Origin of the sequence: Brevibacillus fortis, assembly GCF_003013395.1 — a bacterium.
Taxonomy (GTDB): domain Bacteria; phylum Bacillota; class Bacilli; order Brevibacillales; family Brevibacillaceae; genus Brevibacillus; species Brevibacillus fortis.
On record NZ_PXZM01000007.1, the window covers coordinates 74,342 to 100,152 of the forward strand.

The 25,811-nt window shown below is 49.3% G+C and carries 21 protein-coding genes; 17 read left to right on the forward strand and 4 right to left on the reverse strand.

What is annotated here, in order from left to right; all coding sequences use genetic code 11:
• The first annotated feature begins 1 nt into the window (after window position 1).
• Genes C7R93_RS06380 through C7R93_RS06400 form a run of 5 tightly spaced genes read left to right on the forward strand, consistent with a single transcriptional unit; the run spans window position 2 to window position 8,328 of the window.
• Window positions 2–1,705 (forward strand): hypothetical protein, encoded by a 1,704-nt coding sequence (locus C7R93_RS06380; RefSeq protein WP_106838019.1) that lies wholly within the window; start codon window positions 2–4, stop codon window positions 1,703–1,705.
• Window positions 1,706–1,736: 31 nt separating this feature from the next.
• Window positions 1,737–2,720, forward strand: coding sequence for an AAA family ATPase (locus C7R93_RS06385; protein ID WP_106838020.1), 984 nt, complete (start codon window positions 1,737–1,739; stop codon window positions 2,718–2,720).
• The gene (locus C7R93_RS06390) at window positions 2,717–3,598 is read left to right on the forward strand and encodes a DUF58 domain-containing protein (RefSeq protein WP_106838021.1); all 882 of its coding nucleotides are present in this window, start codon (window positions 2,717–2,719) and stop codon (window positions 3,596–3,598) included. Before C7R93_RS06385 ends, C7R93_RS06390 begins: the two co-directional genes overlap by 4 nt.
• Before the next feature lie 16 nt (window positions 3,599–3,614).
• Window positions 3,615–5,489, forward strand: a complete 1,875-nt coding sequence (locus C7R93_RS06395) for a vWA domain-containing protein (protein ID WP_106838022.1) — start codon at window positions 3,615–3,617, stop codon at window positions 5,487–5,489.
• Window positions 5,479–8,328: a VWA domain-containing protein gene (locus tag C7R93_RS06400; RefSeq protein WP_106838023.1), complete on the forward strand. Its 2,850-nt coding sequence runs from the start codon at window positions 5,479–5,481 to the stop codon at window positions 8,326–8,328. Before C7R93_RS06395 ends, C7R93_RS06400 begins: the two co-directional genes overlap by 11 nt.
• A 54-nt stretch (window positions 8,329–8,382) precedes the next feature.
• Here C7R93_RS06400 and C7R93_RS06405 read toward each other — a convergent pair whose 3' ends face one another.
• The gene (locus C7R93_RS06405) at window positions 8,383–10,515 is read right to left on the reverse strand and encodes a multicopper oxidase family protein (protein ID WP_106838024.1); all 2,133 of its coding nucleotides are present in this window, start codon (window positions 10,513–10,515) and stop codon (window positions 8,383–8,385) included.
• Between the two features lie 180 nt (window positions 10,516–10,695).
• On the opposite strand from C7R93_RS06405, the gene C7R93_RS06410 reads away from it, so the two are divergent.
• Both C7R93_RS06410 and C7R93_RS06415 read left to right on the forward strand, forming a co-directional pair.
• Entirely contained in the window at window positions 10,696–11,460 is a 765-nt protein-coding gene (locus C7R93_RS06410; protein WP_106838025.1) for a class I SAM-dependent methyltransferase, read from the forward strand.
• Between the two features lie 209 nt (window positions 11,461–11,669).
• A complete protein-coding gene (locus tag C7R93_RS06415) occupies window positions 11,670–13,394 on the forward strand; it encodes a methyl-accepting chemotaxis protein (protein WP_106838026.1) in 1,725 nt (574 codons plus the stop codon).
• 324 nt (window positions 13,395–13,718) lie between these two features.
• Here the strand turns inward: C7R93_RS06415 and C7R93_RS06425 are convergent, their stop codons facing one another.
• Window positions 13,719–14,858: an ABC transporter permease gene (locus C7R93_RS06425; RefSeq protein WP_106838027.1), complete on the reverse strand. Its 1,140-nt coding sequence runs from the start codon at window positions 14,856–14,858 to the stop codon at window positions 13,719–13,721.
• The gene (locus tag C7R93_RS06430; protein WP_106838028.1) at window positions 14,855–15,601 is read right to left on the reverse strand and encodes an ABC transporter ATP-binding protein; all 747 of its coding nucleotides are present in this window, start codon (window positions 15,599–15,601) and stop codon (window positions 14,855–14,857) included. Before C7R93_RS06430 ends, C7R93_RS06425 begins: the two co-directional genes overlap by 4 nt.
• Before the next feature lie 219 nt (window positions 15,602–15,820).
• On the opposite strand from C7R93_RS06430, the gene C7R93_RS06435 reads away from it, so the two are divergent.
• The 6 genes from C7R93_RS06435 to C7R93_RS06460 all read left to right on the forward strand — a co-directional run bounded on the left by C7R93_RS06435 (window position 15,821) and on the right by C7R93_RS06460 (window position 20,516).
• A complete protein-coding gene (locus C7R93_RS06435; protein ID WP_106838029.1) occupies window positions 15,821–16,240 on the forward strand; it encodes a hypothetical protein in 420 nt (139 codons plus the stop codon).
• 109 nt (window positions 16,241–16,349) lie between these two features.
• Window positions 16,350–16,994, forward strand: a complete 645-nt coding sequence (locus C7R93_RS06440) for a SurA N-terminal domain-containing protein (RefSeq protein ID WP_106838030.1) — start codon at window positions 16,350–16,352, stop codon at window positions 16,992–16,994.
• A 142-nt stretch (window positions 16,995–17,136) separates the two neighbouring features.
• Entirely contained in the window at window positions 17,137–18,645 is a 1,509-nt protein-coding gene (locus C7R93_RS06445) for a spore germination protein (RefSeq protein ID WP_106838031.1), read from the forward strand.
• 35 nt (window positions 18,646–18,680) lie between these two features.
• On the forward strand, window positions 18,681–19,862 hold the full coding sequence (locus C7R93_RS06450; protein WP_106838032.1) for a Ger(x)C family spore germination protein: 1,182 nt from the start codon (window positions 18,681–18,683) through the stop codon (window positions 19,860–19,862).
• Window positions 19,863–19,890: 28 nt separating this feature from the next.
• A complete protein-coding gene (locus C7R93_RS06455; RefSeq protein ID WP_106838033.1) occupies window positions 19,891–20,118 on the forward strand; it encodes a hypothetical protein in 228 nt (75 codons plus the stop codon).
• Window positions 20,119–20,165: 47 nt separating this feature from the next.
• Window positions 20,166–20,516 carry a DUF2512 family protein gene (locus C7R93_RS06460; RefSeq protein WP_106838034.1) on the forward strand — a complete coding sequence of 117 codons (351 nt, stop codon included), beginning with the start codon at window positions 20,166–20,168 and terminating at the stop codon, window positions 20,514–20,516.
• Window positions 20,517–20,576: 60 nt separating this feature from the next.
• On the opposite strand, the gene C7R93_RS06465 is transcribed toward C7R93_RS06460, so the two are convergent.
• Window positions 20,577–21,413 carry an oxidoreductase gene (locus tag C7R93_RS06465; RefSeq protein WP_106838035.1) on the reverse strand — a complete coding sequence of 279 codons (837 nt, stop codon included), beginning with the start codon at window positions 21,411–21,413 and terminating at the stop codon, window positions 20,577–20,579.
• A gap of 338 nt (window positions 21,414–21,751) precedes the next feature.
• Here C7R93_RS06465 and coxB point away from each other — a divergent pair, with 338 nt between their 5' ends.
• The 4 genes from coxB (at window position 21,752) to C7R93_RS06485 (ending at window position 25,640) form a co-directional block, all read left to right on the forward strand.
• A complete protein-coding gene (gene coxB, locus C7R93_RS06470; RefSeq protein ID WP_106838036.1) occupies window positions 21,752–22,780 on the forward strand; it encodes a cytochrome c oxidase subunit II in 1,029 nt (342 codons plus the stop codon).
• 71 nt (window positions 22,781–22,851) lie between these two features.
• Entirely contained in the window at window positions 22,852–24,696 is a 1,845-nt protein-coding gene (gene ctaD / locus C7R93_RS06475) for a cytochrome c oxidase subunit I (RefSeq protein WP_106838037.1), read from the forward strand.
• The gene (locus C7R93_RS06480; RefSeq protein ID WP_106838038.1) at window positions 24,696–25,319 is read left to right on the forward strand and encodes a cytochrome c oxidase subunit 3; all 624 of its coding nucleotides are present in this window, start codon (window positions 24,696–24,698) and stop codon (window positions 25,317–25,319) included. Before ctaD ends, C7R93_RS06480 begins: the two co-directional genes overlap by 1 nt.
• Before the next feature lie 3 nt (window positions 25,320–25,322).
• A complete protein-coding gene (locus C7R93_RS06485) occupies window positions 25,323–25,640 on the forward strand; it encodes a cytochrome C oxidase subunit IV family protein (protein WP_106838039.1) in 318 nt (105 codons plus the stop codon).
• Window positions 25,641–25,811: the final 171 nt, after the last annotated feature.

Here is a 25,811-nt window from a genome sequence, read left to right on the forward strand (position 1 = left end):
CATGTTTACCTCTAAAGCGAACGACGAGCTGAAGTCACTGCTTACACCCATTCGTAAGCAACTGGGCTTGCGTGTATGGATACAGCAGCTCATTGTCTATGGCTTATGGGGAATGGGGGCGAGTCTCGTGCTCCTCCTCCTTGCCCGCATCTGGCCGATTCCGTTTTACCAATGGATCGCGATTGGGCTGCCAGTGCTTGTTGTTATCACAGGTTTAGTGCGTGCACTTTGGATGCGCCCTACATGGCTCCAATGTGCGCAAGTGGCAGACGGGAATGGTTTGGCCCAGCGAGTGGTTACAGCATGGGAGAATCAAGAGAATCAGTCGATGGTAGCGGGTATGCAGAGGGAAGACGCCCTGCAGCATCTGCGTAAAAATTTGCCGCAAGTCGTAGAGAGTGTCCGCATCTGGTCGCTGGTCCAAAGAAAGGTGTACGTCACAAGCAGCTTGCTATTGGTGTGCCTGGTACTGTTTGTTTGGCCGAACCCTCAAGACTTGCGACTAGCCCAGATAGCAGAGGAAGAGAAAGCAATCGCGCAGGTCGAGGAAGAAGTAGAGGCACTCAAGCAGGATGTGAAAAAGAACACAGGCTTAACCGATGCGCAGAAAAAGCAGCTTGCGGAAATGCTGGAGCAGGCAAAAAAGGCCCTTGCGAAGGCAGACGACCCGGCAGAACGTCAAAATGCACTGCGCGCTGCCGAAAAACAATTGGAGAAGGTCAGAGATGCAGAGCAGCACAAGGAAAAAGCGCTGCAAGCACTCCAGCGCAGTTTGGGTAATCAAGAAGGGACACAAGCCTTGGCTGGCGCGATGGAGGCAAAAGACCGACAGGCCATGACGGAGGCCCTGGCAAAAATGGCAAAAGCCATGGAGGGCATGCCGCAAAAAGAGCGGGAAGAGATTGCCCGCGAACTCGCTAGCGCAGCAGAGCAATTGAAAAAAGAGGCAGAGTCTGCTGACTCGAAGGAGCTGGAGGATATCGCCAAACAACTGGCAGAGGCAGCCCAGCAAACAGCCCAAGGACAAGTGCCTCAAGCGATGACTGCGCTCGAGAACAGCTTGATGCAGGCCATGACGGGCATCCAGCAATCTCAGCAAGCCATGCTCGCAGCTATACATGCCGCGGCTTCGCTCAATCAGTCGCAGATGACGCTTGCCAGTGCAGGCGCACAAGCAGGAACTGCTGGAGCGAGTGGAGCTGGGTCAGGTACGGCAGAAACAGGCCAGGCGACCCCAGCATCGGGGTCACCCGGGAATCAGCCAACTGCGGCAACACCGGGAACAGGAGCCAATCCAAATCAAGGGGCGAACCCGGCAAACCAGCCTGGGAATGGAAATAATGGCTCGGGGCAAGGGAACGGGAACGGCAATGGGAATGGCAACGGAAATGGCTCTGGCGGTCAAGGGAGCGGTCAAGGTGGCGGGGCAGGCTTAGGAAAAGGTAGACACGAGCTCGTTACCGTCCCGGCAGATCGCATAGGTGGAGAAAACGGACCTGTTGATACGGTCGGAGGCTCACTCGGGTCAGGACCTTCCCAGTCGCAGCAAAGCGGAAACACACAAGTCTCCTCCGGTGGAACGCTGCCGTACGAGGAAGTGTATGGCCAATATGAGCAATTTGCCCGCGAGAGTATGGAAAAGGGCAGTATTCCCGGCGATTATCAACAGATCGTGAAGGATTATTTCAGCAAAATAGAGCCTTAAGATCATTCAACAACAGGAAGGAGACACGGCGATGGCGCAGCAAACACTAGAGGATTGCTTGCAGCGAGTAGAGCTTGTCAGGCAGGAAATTGGGAAGGTATTCGTAGGACAAAAAGATGTGGTCGAGCAACTTCTGTGGGCCGTGTTTGCAGGTGGACATGCGCTTTTGGAAGGCGTTCCCGGATTGGGCAAAACGCTGCTTGTTCGGACATTGTCCCAAACCTTCGAGCTGTCTTTTCAACGGATTCAGTTCACACCGGACCTGATGCCGACAGACATTACTGGAACGAACATCCTGTTGGTCGACGAGAAGGGACAGCAGTCCTTCCAGTTCCAGCATGGTCCGATCTTCGCTCATGTCGTGCTGGCTGACGAAATCAACAGGGCGACGCCGAAGACACAAAGTGCCCTGTTGGAGGCCATGCAGGAGCGAACGGTTTCAGCCGGGGGAGTGACTCGTCCGCTGCCAGCGCCGTTCTTCGTTCTCGCGACACAGAACCCGCTGGAGCAGGAAGGGACATACCCCTTGCCAGAAGCGCAGATGGACCGCTTTTTATTGAAGATCGACGTGCCGTATCCGACGGAAGAAGAACTGAAAATGATCGTGCGGCAAACGACCACGAGCCAAGTGATTACCGTGGAAAAAGTGGCTTCAGCCGAGCAAATTGCTGAGATTCAGCAGGCAGCGCGTGAAGTGCTGGTAGCTGATGTGGTACTGGATTACGCCGTGAAGCTGCTTTTAGCGACGCATCCGGGCGAACAGGCGATTGCCTCAGTGAACAAATATGTGCGCAACGGCGCAGGACCGCGTGGCGTGCAGGCGATTGTCTCCTTGGCAAAGGTACGTGCACTATTGGCTGGCCGATACAATCTGGCGTATGAGGACGTGACAGCAGTTGCTCTGCCAGCGCTGCGCCATCGTATTTTCCTCAATTTTGAAGGAGAGGCAAACGGCATCCGACCAGACCGCGTCATTATGGATATTTTGGACGAACTGGGGACGCAGAAGGTATGAATCAACACCTGCTTGATCCGTCATGGCTCGCTAGGCTGGAGCGAATGCAGATGGCTAGTCGCAAAGCGGTCAGCGGCAGCCAGGCAGGAAAGCGAAAGGCGAGACAGCTGGGCAGCTCCATGGAGTTCGCGGACTTTCGGGCGTATGTTCCCGGCGATGATTTGCGGCAGCTCGATTGGAATGCGTATGCCCGTTCAGGCAAGCTGTTTTTGAAAAAGTACTTGGATGAAACAGAGCTACATGTGAACTTGTATATCGATTGCAGTCGTTCGATGGGCTACGGGCAACCGAACAAAATGGCACGTGCTGTCGAGATTGCCGCGGCTCTGGGCTATTTGTCCTTGTGTCACCTCGATCATGTGTCGGTCTATGCATTTGACAGCCGCATTACGGCAGCACTTACCGGGCTGCAAGGAAAGAGCCAGGCGCATCGATTTCTCCACTTCCTATCTTCCCTGCAAGAAGGTGGGGCAGGTGATATTCAAACGGCAATGCGCCAGCCTGGGGCGGTCAGCGGCAAAGCAGGCATATCCATCGTGCTGTCGGACTTTTTGTTCGAGTCAGGCTATACGGAAGGCATCGCGTATTTGCAGGCGGCCAGACAAGAGGTCACGCTGGTCCAGGTGCTTTCCAAAGAAGAGCTTGCGCCTGAGTATGCGGGAGAGCTGCGGTTGATAGATTCAGAGACAGGGCAGGCAAAAGAAGTATCCCTGACCAGCCTTTTGATGGAAGAGTACCATAAGAGCTTGCGAGATTATCAACAAGAACTGTCCGCGTTTGCTTATGGAAGAGGAATTGCCAGTGTCAGCGTCGAGGCTGAACAATCGCTGGAGTCGATCGTCTTCCATGTCTTTCGTCAGGCCGGCTTGATTCGCTAGAGAGGAGAGAGACAACATGCAGTGGATGGGTTTGGGCAACTTGTGGTTTGCACTGATTATCCCGGCCATTATCGTCCTCTATCTGCTCAAGCGAAAAGTAGAGGATCGTGTCATACCAAGTACGCTCCTGTGGCAGCGTACGATGCAAAACTGGGAAGCGGTAAAACCGTGGGAAAGGCTGCGGCGCAACCTGTTGCTGCTGCTGCAACTGCTCGCTGCCTGCTTGCTCGTACTGGCTTTGATACGACCGGCCGTTCTCACTGAGGGAATCACATCCGACCATACCATTATAGTCGTGGATACATCAGGGAGCATGATGGCGAAGGAAGGGAACGAGACGCGGCTGGAACGAGCCGTATCGCAGGCAAAAGCGCTCGTAGAGAAGCTGGGAAGCGGACAGACGATGACCCTCATCGAGGCAGGGCGTGAGCCGAATGTGTTGGTTTCGAAAAGTGCAGACAAAGAACTGCTCTTGCAGGCCATTGAAAAGCTTGCGCCTTTTTCTGGGACATCCGATCAAATCGCAGCCTTGTCATTGGCAGGAGCCATTGCAGAGAATGAACCAGGCAGTGGAGTGGTTTGGATGGGGGACGGAAGCGGGGAGCGCAAGTTGGATGGAGGCTCAGTTCCTGCTTTTTCCGGGAGCTTTCAGTTCATGCAGATGGGAAGCACCCGCGAGAATGCCGCAATCGGCGTTTTTGTGACCCAGCCTACGGAAAAAGGGATAGAGGGATTGCTGCGGGTGGACAATCACGGCAGTATGCCTGCAAAAGGAAAAGTCACTGTTTTTGATGAGCAAGACAAGTTGCTGGATACGGATTCTTTTGCGATTGGAGCGGGTAGCTCCCAGACCTTTTCGTTTCAGAAGCTGGCGGTGTCCAGCGTCTATCGTGCAGTCATCGAACCGGAGCAGGACGGACTTTCCCAGGATAATGTCATGTGGAGTGTCCCATTTGCTGCCGGGAAGGGAAAAGCAGTGCTGTATTCGCCAGAAGGGAACCGTTTCTTGCATCAGGTGTTGCAGACCGTTGGCAGCCTGGAGGTGGAAACGGCTCAGCAGGCACCGGATGCTGCGGCGCCTGCGCGTGACCTGTGGGTTTTTGACGGAGTCGTGCCAGACAAGCTGCCAAAAGGAAACATCCTGTTGATTGCTCCAAACAAGAAATCAGAGTGGTTGCCCCTTGCTGGAGAAAAAGAATTGGATCAACAGCCAAGACCAGTAACCCCGGATGACCCGCTGCTCAAGCACGTAGATTGGCGAGATGTGCATGTCGCAAAAGGATACGTATTGGACGAGATGCCCGGTATGAAGTCATTGGTACGCGCAGGCGATGTCGATCTGGTGAGAGCCGGGATCATGGACGGTCGACGAATGGTCATCATCGGATTTGATTTGCATGCTTCGGACTTTCCGCTTCGTCCTGCTTTTCCGATTTTCATGCAAAATGTCGTCAACTGGTTGTCTCCTGGTCAAACGGCCCCTATCCCCCTGGCACATCCGGGAGAGGTTTTGACCATCCCACTTTCACCGGGAGCGACAACACGTACCTTGACGTATCCGAATGGACACCAGCAGTCTCTAACGGAGGACGCCACGTCCAAAACGATGCAGCTACCGGAGTTGACCGGATTGTATCGCCTTGACGAAGGGATGGATACAGGGACTAAAAGTACGTATTTTACTGTCCAAATGAATGAGGAAGAATCGAATATTACACCAAAGTCTGTGAGCGTTGTCCAAAAGAATGTCGAAGGACAAAAGGAGAGGGAGGAAGCAACAGCGACTGACACAACAGGAGCGCTGGGAACGAAGGAGCTGACCTATTGGTTGGCGGCGTTTGCTCTCTTGGTGTTATTGGTGGAATGGAGGGTGTACCAGCGTGGGTATTAACTTTATACAGCCGCTATTCCTGTTGCTATTGCTTCCCGTTGCGTATGTCATTATCAGCTGGTGGGGACGTCAAAAGCAAATGCCCGTCAGTAGAAAGGCGACAATCGCTACCATTCGCTCGATTCTATTCCTCCTTCTGGTTTTGGCGTTGGCAGGGACACAGCTACTGACACCTGTCCAGGCGAAAACGATTGTGTTTGTTGTAGATCGATCGGCTTCCATGAAGGACGATCCGCGGGTTCTCTCCTTTTTGCGCGAGGCGATCGGGCAAAAGCAGGCAGAGGATAAGTATGCTGTTATTGCAGTAGGTGCGGAGGCGGCGGTCGATCAACCGTTGACGATACGCCAGGAGGTACAGCCCTTGGGCGTGGATGTCAACCGGAATGCTACCAATTTGGCAGAAGGAATCCGCTTGGCGTCTGCCATGATCCCTACCAATGCCAGAGGAAAAGTCGTCTTGTTGACAGATGGTCTGGAAACAAACGGAGATGCGGCACGGCAGACGAGACTGGCGCGGGAGCGTGGAATCGCTGTAGAGGCCGTTTCCTTGCAGCAGCCCAATGGGGATGAGGTCGTTCTTACATCTGTACAGATACCGCAAAGGCTGTATGCGGGCGAGGAATACGGCATCACCGTTGATGTGGAGAGTACGCTAGCGACCGAGGCAACCCTTCGCCTGTATGAAGGCAATCGCGAGGCAGGCCAGCAAACAGTACAGATCGACAAGGGCAAAAACCGTTTCGTTTTTTCGCAAAAAGCGATGCAGCAGGGGTTCCATCGCTATCGCGTGGAAATCGAGCCGCGACGAGATACCGTAGCGGCGAACAATCAGGCTACAGCCTATACGCAGGTAGCCGGGGCACCAGTCGTACTCGTAGCCGAAGGGCATTCGGGTGCCGCCAGCAACCTCATTCAAGCGCTGGAAGCAGGCAATATCAAGGTGGAGCTGCGCGATCTCGCAATTCTGCCAAAGGAGCTAGAGGGCTACAAGCAATTTTCCTCCATTGTACTGGCAGATGTGCCCGCTACCAGCATGACTGATGCGGATATGGAACGCATGCGGACCGCTGTACGTGATTTGGGCATTGGTTTGATCATGACAGGCGGCAAAGACAGCTTCGGCATGGGTGGCTGGTTCCAGACACCAATCGAAGAGGCATTACCCGTACACATGGATTTAAAAGGGAAGGAACAGCTCCCTTCGCTCGGCCTCCAACTGGTCATCGACAAGTCAGGCAGTATGAGCGCGGATGCCAGAGGTGCGGATAAGATGGCTCTGGCTAGGGTAGCCGCGATTCGAGCGACAACCATGATGAATGCACAGGACTACATTGGGGTGATCGCCTTTGACGATGCACCATGGGATGTCGTAGCTCCACAGTCCGTCACGAAGCTGGATGAAATCCAACAGCAGATCAGCAGAATCCAAGCGGATGGCGGGACCGATATTTTCCCTGCCTTACAGCTGGGCTATGAACGTGTAAAGGCGATGAACACGCAGCGTAAGCATGTTATCTTGCTCACAGATGGGCAGTCTGCGCTCGACGACGATTACGAGGGTCTGCTACAACAAATGACGGCTGAAAATATTACCGTTTCAACAGTGGCGCTGGGTGACGATTCGGATAGATCGCTGCTGGAGATGATTGCCGAGTTAGGGAAGGGTAGATTTTACTTTGCAAACGATGCCGAATCGATCCCGAAAATCTTCAGTAAAGAAACAGCCTTAGCCAGTCGTACGTTTATTGTGGAGAAGCCCCAAGTACCTGGCTTTACAGGGGTGGGAGCATGGCCTACGCTGAAGCAGTTATTGCCACCGGTGCGTGCTTATATAGCGACGACACCGAAGCAAACAGCAGAATCATCGTTGGTGAGCGCTGACGATGATCCGATTCTCACCCGTTGGCAGTATGGTTTGGGCCGTTCTGTCGCCTGGACGAGTGATCTGGAAGGGAAATGGTCACCGGACTGGGTAGCTTGGGGAGGAAACAGCCGTCTGTGGAACGAAATCGTGGCATGGACTTTCCCACAAATTACAGAAGGCGCTTGGAAGACGACCACGAGTGTGAACGGTGCAAAAGGCAATGTGACGGTTACGATGCCAACCGGGGGAAGCCTGCCTCAAGAGATGGAGGCAGTCGTTCTCAATCAAGAGATGAAGCGCGAGGTCATCAAGCTTAAGCCGATTGCGCCAGGCGTCATGGAGGGTGAATTCGAGACGGCTGATCCGGGCACTTACATGATTCAGATCTCACAAAAAAATCAAGGCAGAGTCATGGCGAGCCAAACGACAGGATTGACCGTTTCCTATTCACCCGAATACGGAATGCCTGCCGATGGAGAGAAAGAGCTTCAAGAGTGGCTAAGTGCTGGTGGAGGGAATCAGATTAGCAAACCGGAAGAAGCTTTTGGCGGCACGCTTCCAGATAAATGGGACACACAGTCGATCAGTGAGTGGTTGCTGATGTTGGCGGCTTTGCTGCTGCCAATCGATATCGCCGTTCGCCGTCTGCAGTTGCCGGATCAGTGGTGGGCAAGGCTTTCTAACCTAAGGAGACAGCGCAAGTCCACGTCTGCCGATGCGAAACAACAGGCAGTATTGACTCGCCTCGGTGAGAAGCGCTCTGCGACAAGACGGACACGTGAAGACCGGACAGATGACCAGAAAGTCGTATCTGCTCCTCCCATTCATCCGGTAGGGACGGCTGGAAATCGGGTGAAGCCAGCCGCAGTCAAGAACGAGCAAGCAAAAGAGAACCTGGAGAAGCAAACGCAGACCCAGCCCGACGAAACGCTAAACAGATTATTGGCGGCAAAGAACCGGAAAAAGTCTCAGTAACAAGAGAATAAAAGAAAACAGCAGCCTGGCGAATCGCTACGGGCTGCTGTTTTCTTATTGTTGCTGCTCTTCATACACCAGCGGGATTGCCATGCCAAAAGCGGTCTCACCTTTAGGCAGGCTCTCTTCCATCGATGCACCAGGATTATTCGCGCGGAAAGCGACTTCATAGGTTTCACCCGGCGCTATCTGGAGAGTGTCCGTCCACCATGGACTTCCTGTCACTTTTTTTCCGTCCCGGCTCAAGATGAGCATGTGATGACCGTGCAGATATATCGATTGATCCTTGAAGCTACGGTTGACGAAGGTCAGCTTTATGAGATCTCCCTCTTCAAGTATCATGCGGGTATCCGGAAGCAAGTCGCCATTTACGGTCGACAAACGCTCGAATTGACCGTTATAAAACCCGTACTGCCCATCGATGAGCAGTTGGTATTCCCGATCAAAATGGGAAGAGAGATCAAAGGGTGTGGCAATCGGACTGCCGTAGCGTGCAGGGTCAAAGACAGAAAGCTCTGCATCGATGAAGGGCACAGCATCTTCGGACCCATCTGGACTTAGCAGTAGCCCTTTGTCATGTTGGTTTGCAGCAGGAGCAAATAGCACGGGACGATTGGGCATCGTAAACTGAATGTCGTATCGACCGCCTGCCCCCGGCTGCATGGCTTGATTGGCAATCAAATTCGGTTCGTTTACCTCGGTCCCGTCAATCGCGACTACTTGAAAAGGAGTTCCTTGCAGCAAATAGCTAACAGGAGCATTTTCGGCGTTTATAAAACGTAGACGAACCGTTGTCCCAGGAGCAATCGTTTCGTTTATTCGCGTATGTGAGCCGTTTAACGTTGCGCCTGCCTTGTCGTCCTTGTGATGAATCATGGCGATATCGCGGATAGGGGCGCCCGTAGCTGTTGCTTCCGACGGCTCGATCACAAGGGCACCGAACAGCCCATTCACTACTTGCCCAGGAATTTGCTGATGAGAATGATACCAATACGTTCCTGTTTGTTCTGCGCGAAAACGATAAACAGATTTTTCTCCTTTTGCAATGCGATTATCGCTAGCAGGAGTTTGCATACCATGCCAGTGGATGTCTATCCCTTCGGAAATATCCTTGTTCATAAGGATGATTTCAACGAGCTCACCTTGCTTCATACGCAGCTCAGGTCCGGGATATTGACCATTCAGGGTCCATGCTTCCACGGTTTTGCCTGATACTTGACGGACGCTTGTTTTCTGTGCGCTCAGTGAAAACGTTCGATCAGGCTTTCCTTTGTTTGGCTTTGTTGGTTCATCGACACTTCCAAGTATCCCTGTGGAAGGCATCGATTGGGCACTTGCCGTTACAGGGAAAACGAAATCGGGGAGAGCGTGATCGTCCTGATTCTGATCTCGCAAAGGTGAATGATCGGAAAGGCGACTCGCTACCATTGCTTGATTTCCCCAGATCGTCGCAATAAAAGCAGTCATCAGGAGAAACGCGGCAAAACGGATAAAGCGGTGCAGCCGACGTGGTTTTACCCAATTTTCCGCAGTGGAGTGGTATTGATGCTTCCACGATTGCCGAATCCAGAGCAGGGAGACCCCGGCTAAAAAAACGCCCCAAGCGAGAAACAAGATGGACGGTTCCAGCGTAACTGCCGGAAAAAAGACTTGAAGGAAGAGTGCAATCAGACAGCCCAAGACGCTTGCTTGCAGCGGAACGAGCAATTCGGGGCAAGATGCGTCTCCTCGCGACTCTGCATCTAACGTGTCGTCTAGATTCGTGGAGATTGCTTTTGCATGCCTGACATTTTTCACGTGTAACAAAATTCGGGTATATTCCGTATCTACTAGTGACTGCCTTGACTCTCTGCTGCCTTTCCCGGCCAACTCCCACAGTCGCGGAAAAGTAGAGAGCAGGCAGCAGAGCAATGGAACAAAAATAAAAGGTAAAAAGCCAAGCAGCTTATCCTTTATGTAAAGCCAACCAAAGGATTCAAACAAAACCCACGTCATCACCAAATGACCCGCCAATACAAAAAGGGCCGACCATGAAAAACATAAAGTGATACGAGCACTGCTTATGAAAGCCCGTTTCGTCGGAAGGAAAACGAGCTGGTTTGCCATCATTGTCGGGAGCAGCATGACGATGAGAAGGACCAGAAACAATCCTTGATGAATCCCGGCAAGCACTTCAAAATCAGCCATGATCAGATCCTCCTGTTTACTAGTTCGATACTAATGATATAGAGAAACGGCTGAGGACCAAACGTACCGAGGCAGTATTTTCACTCCGCCTTAAGTCGGAGAAGTGCACGTGCTCGAGCTTCTCCCGCCTCGTCTGGTATGGACGCGAACAGATTAGTATAAACGAGAGGAGAAGCAGACATGGAGAACAAGGATTGGATCAAAAGCTTTCAAGAAGAAATCGAGGCACCATTCGCTGGGTGGGATTTTGCCAGATTGACTGCGACAGGCAGGATGCAGGATGCACCACTTAGCTGGAACTACGTAAACATCGTGAAAAACCACATGAACGGTATTCGCTCTATGCTGGATATGGGAACAGGTGGTGGAGAGCTGTTTTCTATGCTGGCGCCGTTTCCTTTGGAGACGTATGCGACAGAAGGCTATGAGCCGAATGTAGCCGTGTCAAAAGCCAATCTGGAGCCCTTGGGTGTTCGTGTATTTGCCGTAGACGGGGAAGAAATATTGCCTTTTGAGGATCAGTCACTCGACTTGATCATCAACCGACACGAAGCTTATTTGCCGCCTGAAATGAAGCGCCTGTTGAAACCAGGGGGTACATTTGTTACCCAGCAAGTAGGCGGTCAAGACAATCTCGAGCTGAATCGATTGTTGGGAGCTCCGATCCCACCAGACTACTTGCACTGGAATCTTGCCTATGCAGTGAATGAACTGGAGGAAGCCGGTCTTACGGTTTTGGAGCAAAAAGAGGAAATGAGCTTTTCCCGTTTCTACGACATAGGTGCCATTGTTTACTACTTGAAGGCAATCGAATGGCAGATTCGTGACTTTACTGTAGAAAAGTACGCCGATGCCCTGCTCGATCTGCACAAGAAAATCGAAGAGGTTGGTTATATCGATATTCCTACCCATCGATTTCTCATAATCGCCCAACAAAAGTCCTAATTAATTCACTACCGATTGTCGATAAGACTGGTAGGGAGTGTTGAGGAAAAGCACCCTTTTTGGGTGCTTTTTTTATCGAGTGGCACCGTGTGAGAACACAATGCTGATCCTTTTACGAAAAGGCAAAACCTCCCGCAACAATGCGTCCACTCCCGGGTGGGTGGTCCGCAGTACACATATCGTAACCGGCGAAGGAGAAGTGAAACAGGATGAGTAAGAGCTTGGCAACACGGGTCGTTGCTCTTGTAGCGGTGATCATAGCCGTCATGTTGGCAATCAATATTTTCATGATTTACCAAAACAGCGTAACCACTGTTGAAAAGACACTCTCGCGCTCAAGCATCAACACAGCATTGCATATCTCTCAAGGGCTCGATTCTGAATTGATAGCGAAATTTATATCTCAACCACAAGAGAGTGATGATTACTGGAAGATCCGCAATACTTTGCTTGATTACACCGAAAAGACAGGTGCCCTTTATGTTTATATTCTTCATGCAGACGGTGAAAAAGTAAAAATTATGGTCGATGGAACGGCGAAAGGAGCAGAGGGAGCCTCTGCAATCGGTCAAGAGACGACCTCTACCGGCAGGGCTGAAATTGCTCCTGCTCTGGAAGGCGGCTCAAACAGCACGCCAATCGTCAAAGACCCTGTGTATGGGGACTACCTAAGTGCATTCGCCCCAATTGAAGATTCATCCGGTCAAGTGATTGCCGTGCTTGGTGTGGATACGGCGGCAGATAAAGTTGAGCTGATTAACGATCAGGTTTTGGATGAAACCATGCCACGCATCATTCTCGCGATGATTGTAGTAACGATCATTGCTTTGGTTGCTGTATTCTTCTTGATCAAAAAGATGCTGCGTCCACTGCAAGTTGTACAAGAGGCGTCTATGCGTATCGCTTCTGGTGATCTCACGTCTACAGAGATTTCTGTTTCCAACCAAAAAGACGAGATTGGCCGAATTGTCGTTGCTTTTAGTGAGATGACGGCTCAGCTTCGTCAAATCATTGGCGGAGTAAAAGAGACAACCGAGCATATCGACAGCATGGCGAATTCCATTCGGGAAGGGGCCACTTCCGTTCGTGAACAAAACAAAAATATCGTAGTCACCAGCCAAGAGATTGCACAGGGGAATGAACAGACTGCAACTGCGATGGAGATGACGGTGCAAACGGTTCAAGAATTCCTGAGCGAGCTGACTGAATTGAATAAGGCGATTGACGAAATGGATACGGTATCCAATCGCGTGTCCGATATCGGAGAGAGCAGCTACAAAGTATTGCAAGAGTTTTTGGCAGATGGAACAGAGACGAACAAACAATTTCATGAAGTGCAAAATACAATGGCGATTCTCGAAGAAAAATCGAGCCGAATTAACGACGTGATTGAAACGATTCAGCAAATCGCTGGACAAACCAATCTGTTGGCATTGAATGCAGCCATCGAGAGTGCGCGTGCTGGTGAAGCGGGCAGAGGCTTCGCTGTGGTAGCGGGAGAAGTTCGCAAGCTGGCTGAACAGACAGGAGCAGCAACACACGTTATCCAGGAGAGCATCAAAGATATTCAAGATCAGGTAAGACAAGCTACGGAAAAAACAAATGCGACGCTGGATCGCTACAACGCGGGTACAGAGCGATTGGATTCCGTCACACAAGGCATTACGGCTCTGTCTGACATGACGCATACCTTGAAGACGTCGCTTGCGAATGTTATTGCAAGTGTAGAGACGATGAAGCAAGGTCAGAACAAGGTGAATGAATCCGTGTTGACGGTTACTGCAATCTCGGAACAAACAGCAGCAGCAACCGAAGAAGTATCTGCTACGATGCACGAGGTCAGTGGAAACGTTGATCAGTTCGTGTCTGAAACCGAGCAGGTGACAGACAGCATTCAGGAGCTGCGCAACAAGGTTGATACGTTCCGACTGTAAAGTAATTACTTTATCTATCAATGAAAAACAGCTCTTCTATTGGCAAAACGGTGCCGAGAAGAGCTGTTTTTTTTTGGCTGTAGTGGAGGGAAGAAGCGCATTTCCAGTCTACGCTTCGGCCTCCGCCCCGCTGTGGGTGAAGACTGTCCGCTCCGGTCTGAATGGCGGGAGCCGCTTCAAAAGTAGAGGTTTCGATGAGGAGTTTGCAGAGTTGAAGCTAAAAGCACTCCCGCCATTCAGACCTCCGCTTTGTCGGGCTCCAGAGGCGCTTGGACTGGAAATGCGCTTCTTCCACGCGGCTTTTCATTTGACTGCAAGCCTACACTACAAAATTCCAATGATCACAAGAACTACACCGTGCACACCTAATAGCACCATACGCAGCCAGCTAAATGCCTGTTTTAACTGACTATCCCGAATCGGAAAGATCGCATATCCGTTGCGCTTTAGCTGGTGGCGCCAGAGACTGCTGATCTGGCTGGCTGTCATGTAAATAAAGAGCAGGCCAGCAATGATTTTTGCATACGGACCGGGCAATATGAGAACGACGAAGCCTGACAGCAGGATGAGTCTAAAGTATATGCCTGCAAAGTCACCTGAGCGAATAAATTTTTTAGCAAACAAATGACGTCCTGCGGTTGATTGACCGTAAGGCAGCCATTTGGTCAGGGTAATGAGCCAAGACCGTGACTTCACCTGGTGCTGCATGGCTGGAACATCCCTGAAGTTGTTCACGAACTGATAAAAGCGGTTACGCAGGCCGCTTTCGATGGCCAGCAGGCGATACCATTGAATGGAATGTTTTTTCTTATAGGTCAACATTCGCGAATGGAGCCAGATCAAGAGCGCAGCGCAGATCAGAACGCCAAATGGGATAGGACCCAAGCGTAAGAATTGCCCTTCGCTCAATACCCAAGCCAAGAGGATATACGAAAAGACAAATCGAACGAGCGTATATAATCCGATCTTCTTCTGATCTGGCAAGCGTAAGAATATCCAACTGCTATAAACATTCCAGCCCTTCAAGAGTAGGGGAATGCACCAATAAACCCACAGCTGCACGCCTTGTGCGCCTACGACCTCTGTATACATAGGCATGAGCAGCAGCAGAACGATAAACACCACTATGCTCTGAATGACAAAATTGTAGACGAGCGCCTTCCGGAAATAGCGATCCAGCCTGACTTCGTGCGGAGTCAAAAAAAGCAAATCCGCTTCCTGCAAAAACGTGCGCAGGGGGCTTCTCACGACGACGGTTGCAATCACGAGAGCTATGACATACGGCAAAGGGAACCAGGCTGGTATCAGCGTGATGATGCTGCGGTAGTAGAAGGCGAGCAGCCCCATCAAAAAGATCGCGACGAACATCAAACCGCCATTGGCCATGTACTGGGCATACCGAATGAATTCTACTGAAAAGGCATGGAATCGTTTGCGAAATAATTGATCTACGTCTATTTTCACTGGCTGTCATCCTCTACGATATGCAAGTATATGTCGTCCAAGGAGCTATCTGGGAGCCCTGTAATACGCCGAAGCTCCTCTAGCGTTCCTTGGGCTCTAATCTCGCCTTTGTGCAAGATGATGAATCGGTCGCAATGCTTCTCGGCGGTCGCCAAAATATGTGTGGACATCAGAATGCCAGCCCCTTGCTCCTTGCAACGGTTTAACCACGAGAGCAGGGAACGAATCCCCAGAGGGTCCAGCCCCAGGATCGGTTCATCCACGATGTACAGAGACGGTTGTACGAGCAACGCCATCATGATCATGAGCTTTTGTCGCATACCTTTGGAAAACTGTTGGGGAAAGCGGTCCTTCATTTCTTCCATGCGGAATTCTTTTAAGAGAGGACGAGCTCGTTCATAAAAAACTTCCTGCGAAAGCCCATGACTCATTGCCATTAACTCGATATGCTCCCACAGCGTAAGCTCCTCGTAATAAATGGGAGACTCGGGGATATACCCGTAAGACAAACGATAGTTTTCGGGGTCTGATTGAAAGGTTTTCCCTGCAATGCTGATTTCGCCTGCGATTGGTTCCAAGAGTCCTAAAATATGCTTGATTGTCGTGCTTTTGCCTGCGCCATTCAGCCCGATTAGCGCCACAATTTCTTTTTCGCGTATGTGAAAGGAGACGTCTTTAATTACAGCGTGGTTGTAAGAGTACCCACCCGTTACCCTTTTTACCTCCAACAAGGTTGTTGTCATGGTATCCTCCTTTATGAATAAACTGTCATGCTCCCGTTTATTTGAGAGAAATGCTAGATAGTCTTCCATCTATTTTAGCTGAATTCAGGATTTGGAAATACATTTGTTTTACCGCCTTTTTTTACACGAGACTGAACAAAGAGGGATAACCATACAAGCAAGGCTCCTCTCCGCTACATAAACAAGTAGTATAAAGGACGGACGGGGGAGGTGGAATCTATGACAGCGGGACCGTATGAAAATCAGAAAGATATAGATCAGCATATCCAACGTATCTATTTAAAATTAGACAAATTCGATGAACGAATCGATCAGCTTGAGGGACAAATGATTGTAGTCACGAAATGGTTGGAACGAATTGAACACCGATTGGGACGCATGGAGGATGTGCGTTATGATGTACTGCAAGTGTTGAACAAACTGCAGACTGAGTTTGAAATGAAAGTAGAGAAAACGGAAAAAGACAAAGATATTATCTTGCAATTGCTAAATAACGATAATCGGGACAAAGAATCACTCGCTCAGTATATGGAAGTAGAAAAAGACAGGAAGCAAGAACGCTTTTTACAGGTTTGGGCAGTTTTAGGTCCTGTCATCGCCTCCGTTCTCTCCTCTTTTTTCACCCGATTTTTTATGTAGCGCATAATATGTTTAAAATGTGGAAAAGTTGTGTAATACGCTTTCCATTTTTCTACCGTAACTTCTTTCTATACTTGGAGGGCAGATTATAGAAAGAGAGGATATCCAAGTGAAGAAGTTTGATATTTCCATGCTTTCGGTTGCCATATTATTAACGGGGTTAGCTGTTTTAGGGTTTTATCAATCGTGGGCAAAAGGTAATGACCCTGTATTGGTAACGGCCGGCAATACCTCCATTACACAAAATCAGCTTTACAGTGAAATGAAGAAAATGTACGGAAAACAAATGATACATGAACTTGTTGCGGAAGCGTTGATCAAGCAGGAAGCCAAGGCGCAAAACGCCGTGGTGACGCAAGAAGATATGGATAAAGAGATTGATTCAATGAAACAACAGGTAGGTTCACCTGAGGCATTTCAAAACTACTTGAAAAGTATGGGAATGACTGAAGCTCAGCTGCGAGATAAGTTGAGCGTGCTCATGACACGGGATAAATTGCTGGATAAAGCATTCCCGGTCACCGAGGAGCAAGTCAAAACCTATTACGATACAAATAAAGAACAGCTGGGGTCACCGGCACCTGAGTTTGATAAAGTGAAAGACCAGATCAAGATGATGCTGACTGACCAAAATCGCAGTCAGAACTACGGTACCTGGTTAAACACGCTTCAGGAAAAACACAAAGTAGAATGGTTAGACCCTTCCTTTGACGATGCAGCATTGCCAGGTGATGAACAAACACCTGCTCCATAGTGTAGAATATATACGCAAAGACCTTGTCCTCTTAAATGAGTGCGAGGTCTTTTTCTGTGAAAATGGTCATGATCGTTTTGTTTAGTAATGGGAGCAATCGGAAAAACTGTGTTCATAATTGCCGATGTGAGGAGAAATCCGAATGGCTCAGATTGGTTGCAGCTTAGACGACAACGTTCACTATGTAAAAGAATCGCTCGGATACAGCGATGACATTGTGATTCGAGAAGTAGTCATAAATAGCCTAGAACCTGTTCGGGCAGCTGTCCTTTATGCGGATGGCATGGTTGATTCGTACCTGGTACAAGCCGTATTAATTGATAGTCTTTTATACAAGACGCGTTTGAAGGAATGGGCAGGGATACGCGAGGACGAGTTCATTCCCTTTTTAAAAGAGTCAGTCCTGACCGTAGGGGACATGGGAGATTTATTTGATTTTCCCACATTGTTTACTGCATTGCTGTCTGGCTGTGTCATCATTCTCATGGATGGCTCCTCGCAAGGGATTCACGTCGGTTTGCAGGAATGGAAGGACAGAGGAGTTACTGAGCCGTCATCGCAAACAGTCATTCGTGGACCGCGGGAAAGCTTCACGGAGACACTTCGCACGAATATTACGATGCTGCGGAGACGTATTTCCAGTGAAAAGCTGTGGATTGAAATCAACAGAATCGGCGAGGAAACCAAGACAGAAGTCGCGGTTGTGTATATGAAAGGGATTGTAGAAGAGGGGGTTGTAGAAGAAGTACGCAATAGACTGGATCGAATCAGCATCGATGGCATCATGGAAAGCGGAATGATTGAGGAACTGATCCAGGACGAAGCCTACACACCATTCCCCACCATCGCTAACTCGGAGCGCCCGGATGTGGTGGCCGCGAATCTATTAGAGGGACGCGTAGCGATTCTTGTAGATGGGACTCCCTTTGTTTTGACCGTGCCCTCTCTCTTTGTGGAGTTTTTTCATTCAGCGGAAGACTATTATCAGCGCTTTGATTTTAGTACGTTGATTCGCATGCTGCGATTCGCCTGTTTTTTCATAGCATTGCTTGCTCCCTCCCTCTATATCGCTATTACGACCTTCCACCAAGAGATGCTCCCGACACAGCTGCTGATCAGCTTGGCGGCACAGCGGGAAGGAGTGCCATTTCCAGCCTTTATCGAGGCGATCATGATGGAAGTGGCTTTTGAGATATTGCGAGAGGCTGGAATCCGCATGCCGCGCGCAGTAGGTCAAGCCATTTCCATCGTGGGAACGCTGGTCATCGGACAAGCAGCGGTGGAAGCGGGGATTGTTTCGGCAGCGATGGTCATTGTGGTCTCGATTACCGCAATATCCAGCTTTATTTTCCCAGCGAGCAACATGTCGATTACCGTGAGGATTCTTCGTTTTCCCCTGATGGTTCTGGCTGCTTCCTTTGGCATATACGGAGTCATTGTAGGGATGCTTGCCTTAGTGCTGCATTTATGCAGTCTGCGCTCATTTGGCGTACCGTATATGGAATCGTTTGCCCCGTTTTCTTTGAAAGAGCAAAGAGACACGATTCTTCGCTTGCCTCGTTGGGCCATGGACAAACGACCTGAATCGATTACCAAAAACAATCTGCGCCGCCAATCTAGAGGGATAAAGCCATTACCACCCCAGAAGTAAGAGGCTTTTCACAGCATGTAAAGGAGTGGGCAGCAGTGAAAGGGATAAAAGTTCTTCTCTGCATCGTGCTCGTTATTATCCTAGCTGGTTGTTGGGATCGAAAAGAACTAAACGATTTGGCGATTGCTGTCGGGATCGGTATTGATAAAGTGCAAGGAGGCTATCAAGTTTCGGTCCAAGTAGTAGACCCGGCAGAGGTCGCAGCCAACAAAGGGAAGCCTGGACGTTCGCCCGTTACGCTCTTTACCATGAACGCTCCGACCATCTTTGAGGCTGTGCGTAAAATGACTACGGTATCTCCGCGTAAAATATACATGGCGCACACCAGGATGCTCATATTTGGCGAGGAAGTGGCCAGGGAAGGGATCTCTCCAATCACTGATTTTGTCTCACGCGACCATGAGTTTCGAACTGATTTTTATATCGCCGTAGCTAGAGGAACAACGGCCCGCAATATCTTGAAAGTGATCACACCGCTTGAACAAATTCCTTCCACAGAAATGTTTGCTTCTTTGGAGACATCTTCCAAAGTATGGGCGCCTACCGCAGCAATTACGATGGATCAATTGATTACCGACTTTACCAGCAAGGGAAAGCAAGCAGTATTGACAGGTATCCGCTTGTCTGGGCCAGGAAGTGAGGGAGACGAACGAAAAAATGTCGAAGAAATAGATACACCTGTCCTGCTTCAATACACGACATTGGCTACGTTCCGAGGAGACAAGCTGATTACATGGCTGAGTGAATCGGACAGCAAAGCATATAGTTACATTACAGGCAAAGTAAAAAGCACAGTTGGAAGCATGCCTTGCAAGGGGGGAGGACTCTTGACGATGGAAGTCATGCGCGCCGACGCTAAAATCGAGGCTACCATGAAAAATGGCACGCCTGAAATCATCGTTCACATCGGTTTGGAAAACGATATTGGGGAAGTGCAATGCAAGCTAGATCTGACAGAGAAGGATACGATCAAGGAGCTGGAAAAAGAGTCGGAAAAATCAATGGAAGCATTGGCGACAAAAGCAATTGCCAATGCCAAAAAAAATGGAATAGACATATATGGATTCGGCGAAGCGATCCACCGAAAATACCCGAAAGTATGGAAGAAGATAGGGGACGATTGGGGAAAGGAATTTGCCAAGCTTCCTGTCCATGTCATAGCCAATGTGAAAATCAGACGTTTAGGGACCATCAATAATGCGTTTGAAGAAAAATGACTGTGTAACAGAATCAGGGGGAGTTTGTATGTCTACATTTGCTGTCATCGTTGTATCCATCATGGTTTGTGCATACGAGCTGCCCCGATTGATTCGGAAGCGGCAGCGCAAAGAGATCGCTGTCTTTCTTGGGGTGCTTGTCATCAGTGTGGGCTTGTACGCAGGAGCCGAAAAAGAGGTTGTCCCCAATCCTGTTTATTGGATGGAAATGGTTTACAAGCCGGTATACGATGGAGTCATGACATGGCTGAAGTAAGCGAGGGGCATACTGAGTACACCCCCAGTAAAGGAGAGTAAATAGACGTGGACGGTCTTTTGATGAAGCTGCTTGTTAGTCCGGTGTTGGTCGTTTTGGCAGATGCTCTCTTTCCAGAAGTGAATTTCGCAAATCTATATCAGTCTGTCGGAGTCGGATTTGTCTTGGCAGTCGCCGGATATTTTTTAGATAGGGCGATTCTTACAGCAGGGAGTCTTTGGCTGACGACCATGTTTGACTTGATTATCGGCTTTTTGATCGTTTATGGAAGCATTGTGTTTTTGCCGACGGCTCAAATCGCTGCTATCGGGGCAGGCTTTGTTGCGATATTTTTTGGCGTAGCTGAATATATCCAACATGTTTGGCTGATACGCACAGGACGAACGGAAAGTGTATAGTGTTCAACGTGCAAACACACTCCTTTCAGGGGTGTGTTCTTTTATGCATAAAACAAATCATCACGATCGCTTTGTCACGATTCGTTCAATCCATGACCACGGAAGCCAATTTTTTGCGGCGATCGTGAGTGCCACGCCTCGGCCAACCGGGTAGCGGAATCGTGGCTTGGGAGTGGTGGCAGCATGGACAATCGTTGAGATGACTGCGTCAGGTGCAGGTGCCTTTTCTATGATTGCATCTACGTGACGCATCAGTTGTTTCATTTGGGAGGCGTAAGGAGAGGCTTCATCAAGCTGTTTTTCTTGCATGCCTTTCTCCCAGATTGCTGTACGAAAGGAGCCGGGCTCAACAAGGACGACTTGGACCTGAAAGGGTAACATTTCAAGTCGAAGCGATTCACTGAAGCCTTCGACTGCATGCTTGGATGCAGCATATGGGGAGAGACCGGGGAAACCAAATCGCCCACTGATGCTGCTTACGTTAATAATCCGTCCAGATTGTTGCTGCCGCATATAAGGCAAGACTGCCCGAGTGACATCAATCAGGCCGAACACATTGACATCAAACTGCTTACGCCATTCCTCAGAAGTGACTTCCTCAGCAAAGCCACCTAACGCATAGCCGGCATTGTTCAGCAAAAGATCAATACGTCCATGCCGTGCCAGGATAGAGGCAATCACTTCTCGAATTTGTTCCGGATGCGTAACATTAAGGGAAATGACTTCCAGATGTTCAGGATCTATTTGCAAGCTTGCAAATTTGTCAAGGGGGTCTCTTTTTGCTAGGTCACGCATAGAAGCAATTACCTGAAAACCAGCCTTGACTAATGCGACTGATGCGTGCATGCCAAAGCCACTTGAGGTACCAGTGACTAGTGCAATCGGTCTTTTTTGCATAGAATTCTCCTATAAAATGGGTTATTAGGTAATCATTAACTTGAAAGTTCACAAATTTGTTCATAAATTTGTTAACAAAATCATAACAAATAGACTTTGTATTAAGGAAAATTTATGTATACTTAAATGGTTACCACGCTTGGGTAGAAGTGTGCAATACTGCCCCTTACTTTCCTGTTTGTTTTTGGAATGGCTGCTAATACTTTTCCCGTTTGGGCATTATAGATTGTGGAAAGTATTGAAGGCGATTTCTTAATGCAAATAGAAGAGTACGAAGACTTCTAGTTGTAGGGCGTGGCTAGAACGTTACCAACACGAAGAAAGAGGGGTTCATTGGTATGAAGGGTTGGCAACAGTATTGGCGTCAGCTTTCCCTATTTGGTTTGCTGGCGCTAGTGTTAACCGGGTGTGGCAGAGATGAGCTCTCAGCGCTCAAGCCCTCTGGTCCGGTAGCTGCGATGCAGTTTGACCTGATGAAGCTGTCCTCCGCTATCATGATCGGCGTCTTCATTGTCGTTATGCTGATCTTTACGTACGTCCTTATCCGTTATCGTAAGCGTCCCGGACAGCAAGGTATTCCTAAGCAGGTCGAAGGAAATCATGCACTTGAAATTCTTTGGACGGTAATTCCTTTCTTGCTCCTCATCATCATGGCGATTCCAACTGTTACTACCGGTTTCGCTCTGCACAAGGAGTATCCAAAAGAGGAAGCAGTTCAAGTAAAGGTTACGGCTCACCAATTCTGGTGGGAATTCGAGTATCCTGATCTTGGAGTAGCGACTGCACAAGACTTGGTATTGCCAGTAGGCAAAAAGGTTCAATTCGTATTAAGCGCATCTGATGTTAAGCACGCATTCTGGATTCCGGCGTTGGGCGGTAAAATTGACACGAACCCAGGGCAAGAAAACAAATTGTGGCTGCAAGCAGACAAGACAGGCATTTACTATGGTAAATGTGCGGAGCTCTGTGGAGCGTCCCATGCCTTGATGGACTTCAAGGTAGAAGTAATGGAACAAGCAGACTTTGACACTTGGGTAGCGAACATGAAGGGCGTTCAGGCAAAAGAACCTGTAACTGCAACTTCTCCATTGGCTGCAGAAGGTCAACAAATCTTCGATAAGAGCTGTTTGGGATGTCACGCTGTGGCAGGTAAAGGCGGTAAGATGGGTCCAAACCTGACTAACTTTGCAGATCGCGAACGTGTAGCAGGTATCAAAGCGCATACGCCTGAAAACTTGGCAGAGTGGCTGAAAGATCCGCAAAAAATGAAGCCGGGCAATAAAATGCCTAACCTCAACCTCGATGACAAGCAAGTGAAAGCGCTTGTAGAGTACATGGAAACATTGAGTGTAAGCGAGAAAAAGTAAAGTAAAACCTCATAAAACTTGTTGCATTGACAATCGTCATAGGCAGTGACGCTTAAAAAGGAGGTAAACCCGTGTCTGCACATGCTTCTCATGCACCAAATCGCTCGGGGCTGTGGGATTATCTTACGACAGTAGACCATAAGAAAATTGCGATCCTGTATTTGATTGCTGGTGGAATTTTCTTCTTGGCCGGTGGTTTGGAAGCCCTGCTGATTCGTTTGCAGTTGATGTACCCAGAGCTTGAACTGATTGGTGCCAAGACGTTTAACGAATTAATTACGATGCACGGCACTACGATGATTTTCTTGGCAGTTATGCCGATCATTTTTGCTTTGATGAACGCGATTGTTCCCCTTCAAATCGGTGCACGCGACGTAGCATTCCCGTTTGTTAACGCACTCGGATTCTGGCTATTTTTCTTCGGGGGAGTGCTACTGAACACAAGCTGGTTCTTGGGTGGCGCACCTGATGCTGGTTGGACTTCGTATACAACCTTGGCTTTAAATCAATACAGTGGAAGCGGCGTAGACTTCTACGTACTCGGTTTGCAAATTGCCGGTCTCGGAACGCTGATTGGTGGTATTAACTTCTTGGTTACTATCATCAACATGCGTGCTCCAGGTATGACATTCATGCGTATGCCAATGTTCACCTGGTCGTCCTTTATTACATCCGGTTTGATCCTCTTCGCATTCCCAGCGATTACGGTTGGTCTGGTTCTGCTGATGTTTGACCGTTTGTTCGGCGGAAACTTCTTCAATCCTGACGCGGGTGGTAACGTTGTCATTTGGGAGCACTTGTTCTGGATCTTCGGTCACCCCGAAGTATACATTTTGATTCTCCCAGCATTCGGTATTATTTCTGAAGTGGTTTCTACCTTCTCAAGAAAGCGCCTGTTCGGTTACAGCTCCATGGTATTTGCAACTGCGCTGATCGGTTTCTTGGGCTTCATGGTGTGGGCTCACCACATGTTCACAACAGGTCTCGGTGCTATCGCCAACACACTGTTTGGACTTGCAACCATGTTGATTGCTGTTCCTACAGGTATCAAAATCTTTAACTGGCTGTTGACCATGTGGGGCGGTCAAATCCGCTTCCCTACCGCAAACCTGTTTGCAGTAGGCTTCATCCCAACATTTACAATCGGTGGTATGACAGGGGTTATGCTTGCGGTTCCGCCAGCTGACTACCAATACCATGACAGTTATTTCGTAGTAGCTCACTTCCACTACGTTATCGTAGGGGGTCTCGTATTCGGTCTCTTCGCAGGTCTTTACTACTGGTGGCCGAAAATGTTCGGTAAAATGCTGAACGAAACAATCGGTAAATGGAACTTCTGGACGTTCTTCATTGGTTTCCACCTTACCTTCTTCCCGCAACACTTCCTGGGTCTGATGGGGATGCCGCGCCGCGTCTTTACATACCTCAAAGATCAGAACCTGGATATGGGGAACTTTATCAGTACGATTGGTGCATTTGGAATGACGATCGGTACCATCCTATTCTTGATCAACGTAGTCGTTGCAGCGAAAAGCTCCAAGCGAGCTCCAGCAGATCCATGGGATGGACGTTCATTGGAGTGGGCAATTCCTTCGCCGCCTCCAGAATACAACTTCGTTCAAACCCCTCTCGTTCGCGGTTTGGATGCGTTGTGGGTGGAGAAAATGGCTGGTAACAAAGGCATGACGCCTGCGGAACCTCTTGGCGATATTCACATGCCATCGCCATCGTTCTTGCCATTCCTGATGTCTCTCGGTTTGTTCGTGGCAGGCTATGGCTTTATCTACCACAACTACGTGGTAGTCGTTATTGGAATGCTCTTTACACTGGGTTGCATGTTCACACGTTCTGTGAAAGACGATCCAGGTTATCACATTCACGAGGATGAACTTGAAGAGAAAGGGGTTAAGGCTTAATGGCTACCAATCATCATGCAGTATTGCCTGACGAACCAGAAAAAGCCACCCTTGAAGGCAAGAATAAGGTTCTTGGCTTCTGGCTCTTCCTCGGTGGAGAGACAGTTCTCTTCGGTTCCTTGTTTGCAACATTTATCGCTCTTCGTGATCAGGCAAATGGTGGACCAACGTCCCAAGCGTTGTTTGACATGAATCTCGTTGCTGTGGCAACACTACTCTTGCTCACCAGCTCGATGACAAGTGTTATGGCCACACTGGCTCTCCACAAGAAAGACCTGAAGAAGATTCAGCTATGGCTGACAATCACCGTATTGCTCGGTCTTGGATTCCTTGCTTTGGAGATTTACGAGTTCGTGCACTATGTGAATGAAGGACTGAAAATGTCAACGAGTGCATTTTCATCTGCCTTCTACACATTGGTTGGATTCCACGGAGCTCACGTAGCGTTCGGGATTTGTTGGATCATCCTTTTGCAATTATCAGCGACGAAAAAGGGCCTGACGGTAGTAACTGCACCAAAGTTCTATCTGGCATGTCTGTACTGGCACTTTATCGACGTAGTATGGGTATTCATCTTTACCGTGGTATATCTCATGGGTATGATCGGTGGAAAGGTGGGATAATCTATGGGAGCACAAGCTCATAATGAAGAGGTACGTAAGCCGAAAGTTAAACACGATGGTCCGAAAAGACATCTGGTTGCTTTCATCGGATCTCTCGTATTGACTGCACTGGCATTTATTGCAGTGGCGTATGAAGCGATTCCAGTAGGTTTTACCGTACCATTCATCGTAGCACTGGCCTTTGTTCAAGCGTTCTTCCAGCTGTATGTCTGGATGCACATGGATCAAAAAGGTCATGAGTTTGCACGGATCAGTATTTTTGCAGGATTGTTCGTAATCCTGTTAGCGATTTTCGTCTTTATTTTCTGGGTGTGGATCTAGGAAGTGGAGCGATGCGGGAGGACAGACATTGGGTCTGTCCTCTTTTTTTTTTGTTGGTTTTGTAAGTAGCTGTAGTGGAGGGGAAGAAGCGAATTTCCAGTCTACGCTTCGGCCTACGCCCCGCTGAGGGATTGACTGTCCGCTCCGGAAAAAATGCACTGACCCCTGTCA

Bases quoted from the DNA above. Each gene is read 5' to 3' on its own strand.
- C7R93_RS06380 (WP_106838019.1), top strand. From the start codon at position 2: ATGTTTACCTCTAAAGCGAACGACGAGCTGAAGTCACTGCTTACACCC.
- C7R93_RS06385 (WP_106838020.1), top strand. From the start codon at position 1,737: ATGGCGCAGCAAACACTAGAGGATTGCTTGCAGCGAGTAGAGCTTGTC.
- C7R93_RS06390 (WP_106838021.1), top strand. From the start codon at position 2,717: ATGAATCAACACCTGCTTGATCCGTCATGGCTCGCTAGGCTGGAGCGA.
- C7R93_RS06395 (WP_106838022.1), top strand. From the start codon at position 3,615: ATGCAGTGGATGGGTTTGGGCAACTTGTGGTTTGCACTGATTATCCCG.
- C7R93_RS06405 (WP_106838024.1), bottom strand. From the start codon at position 10,515: ATGGCTGATTTTGAAGTGCTTGCCGGGATTCATCAAGGATTGTTTCTG.
- C7R93_RS06410 (WP_106838025.1), top strand. From the start codon at position 10,696: ATGGAGAACAAGGATTGGATCAAAAGCTTTCAAGAAGAAATCGAGGCA.
- C7R93_RS06415 (WP_106838026.1), top strand. From the start codon at position 11,670: ATGAGTAAGAGCTTGGCAACACGGGTCGTTGCTCTTGTAGCGGTGATC.
- C7R93_RS06430 (WP_106838028.1), bottom strand. From the start codon at position 15,601: ATGACAACAACCTTGTTGGAGGTAAAAAGGGTAACGGGTGGGTACTCT.
- C7R93_RS06435 (WP_106838029.1), top strand. From the start codon at position 15,821: ATGACAGCGGGACCGTATGAAAATCAGAAAGATATAGATCAGCATATC.
- C7R93_RS06445 (WP_106838031.1), top strand. From the start codon at position 17,137: ATGGCTCAGATTGGTTGCAGCTTAGACGACAACGTTCACTATGTAAAA.
- C7R93_RS06455 (WP_106838033.1), top strand. From the start codon at position 19,891: ATGTCTACATTTGCTGTCATCGTTGTATCCATCATGGTTTGTGCATAC.
- C7R93_RS06465 (WP_106838035.1), bottom strand. From the start codon at position 21,413: ATGCAAAAAAGACCGATTGCACTAGTCACTGGTACCTCAAGTGGCTTT.
- coxB (WP_106838036.1), top strand. From the start codon at position 21,752: ATGAAGGGTTGGCAACAGTATTGGCGTCAGCTTTCCCTATTTGGTTTG.
- C7R93_RS06480 (WP_106838038.1), top strand. From the start codon at position 24,696: ATGGCTACCAATCATCATGCAGTATTGCCTGACGAACCAGAAAAAGCC.
- C7R93_RS06485 (WP_106838039.1), top strand. From the start codon at position 25,323: ATGGGAGCACAAGCTCATAATGAAGAGGTACGTAAGCCGAAAGTTAAA.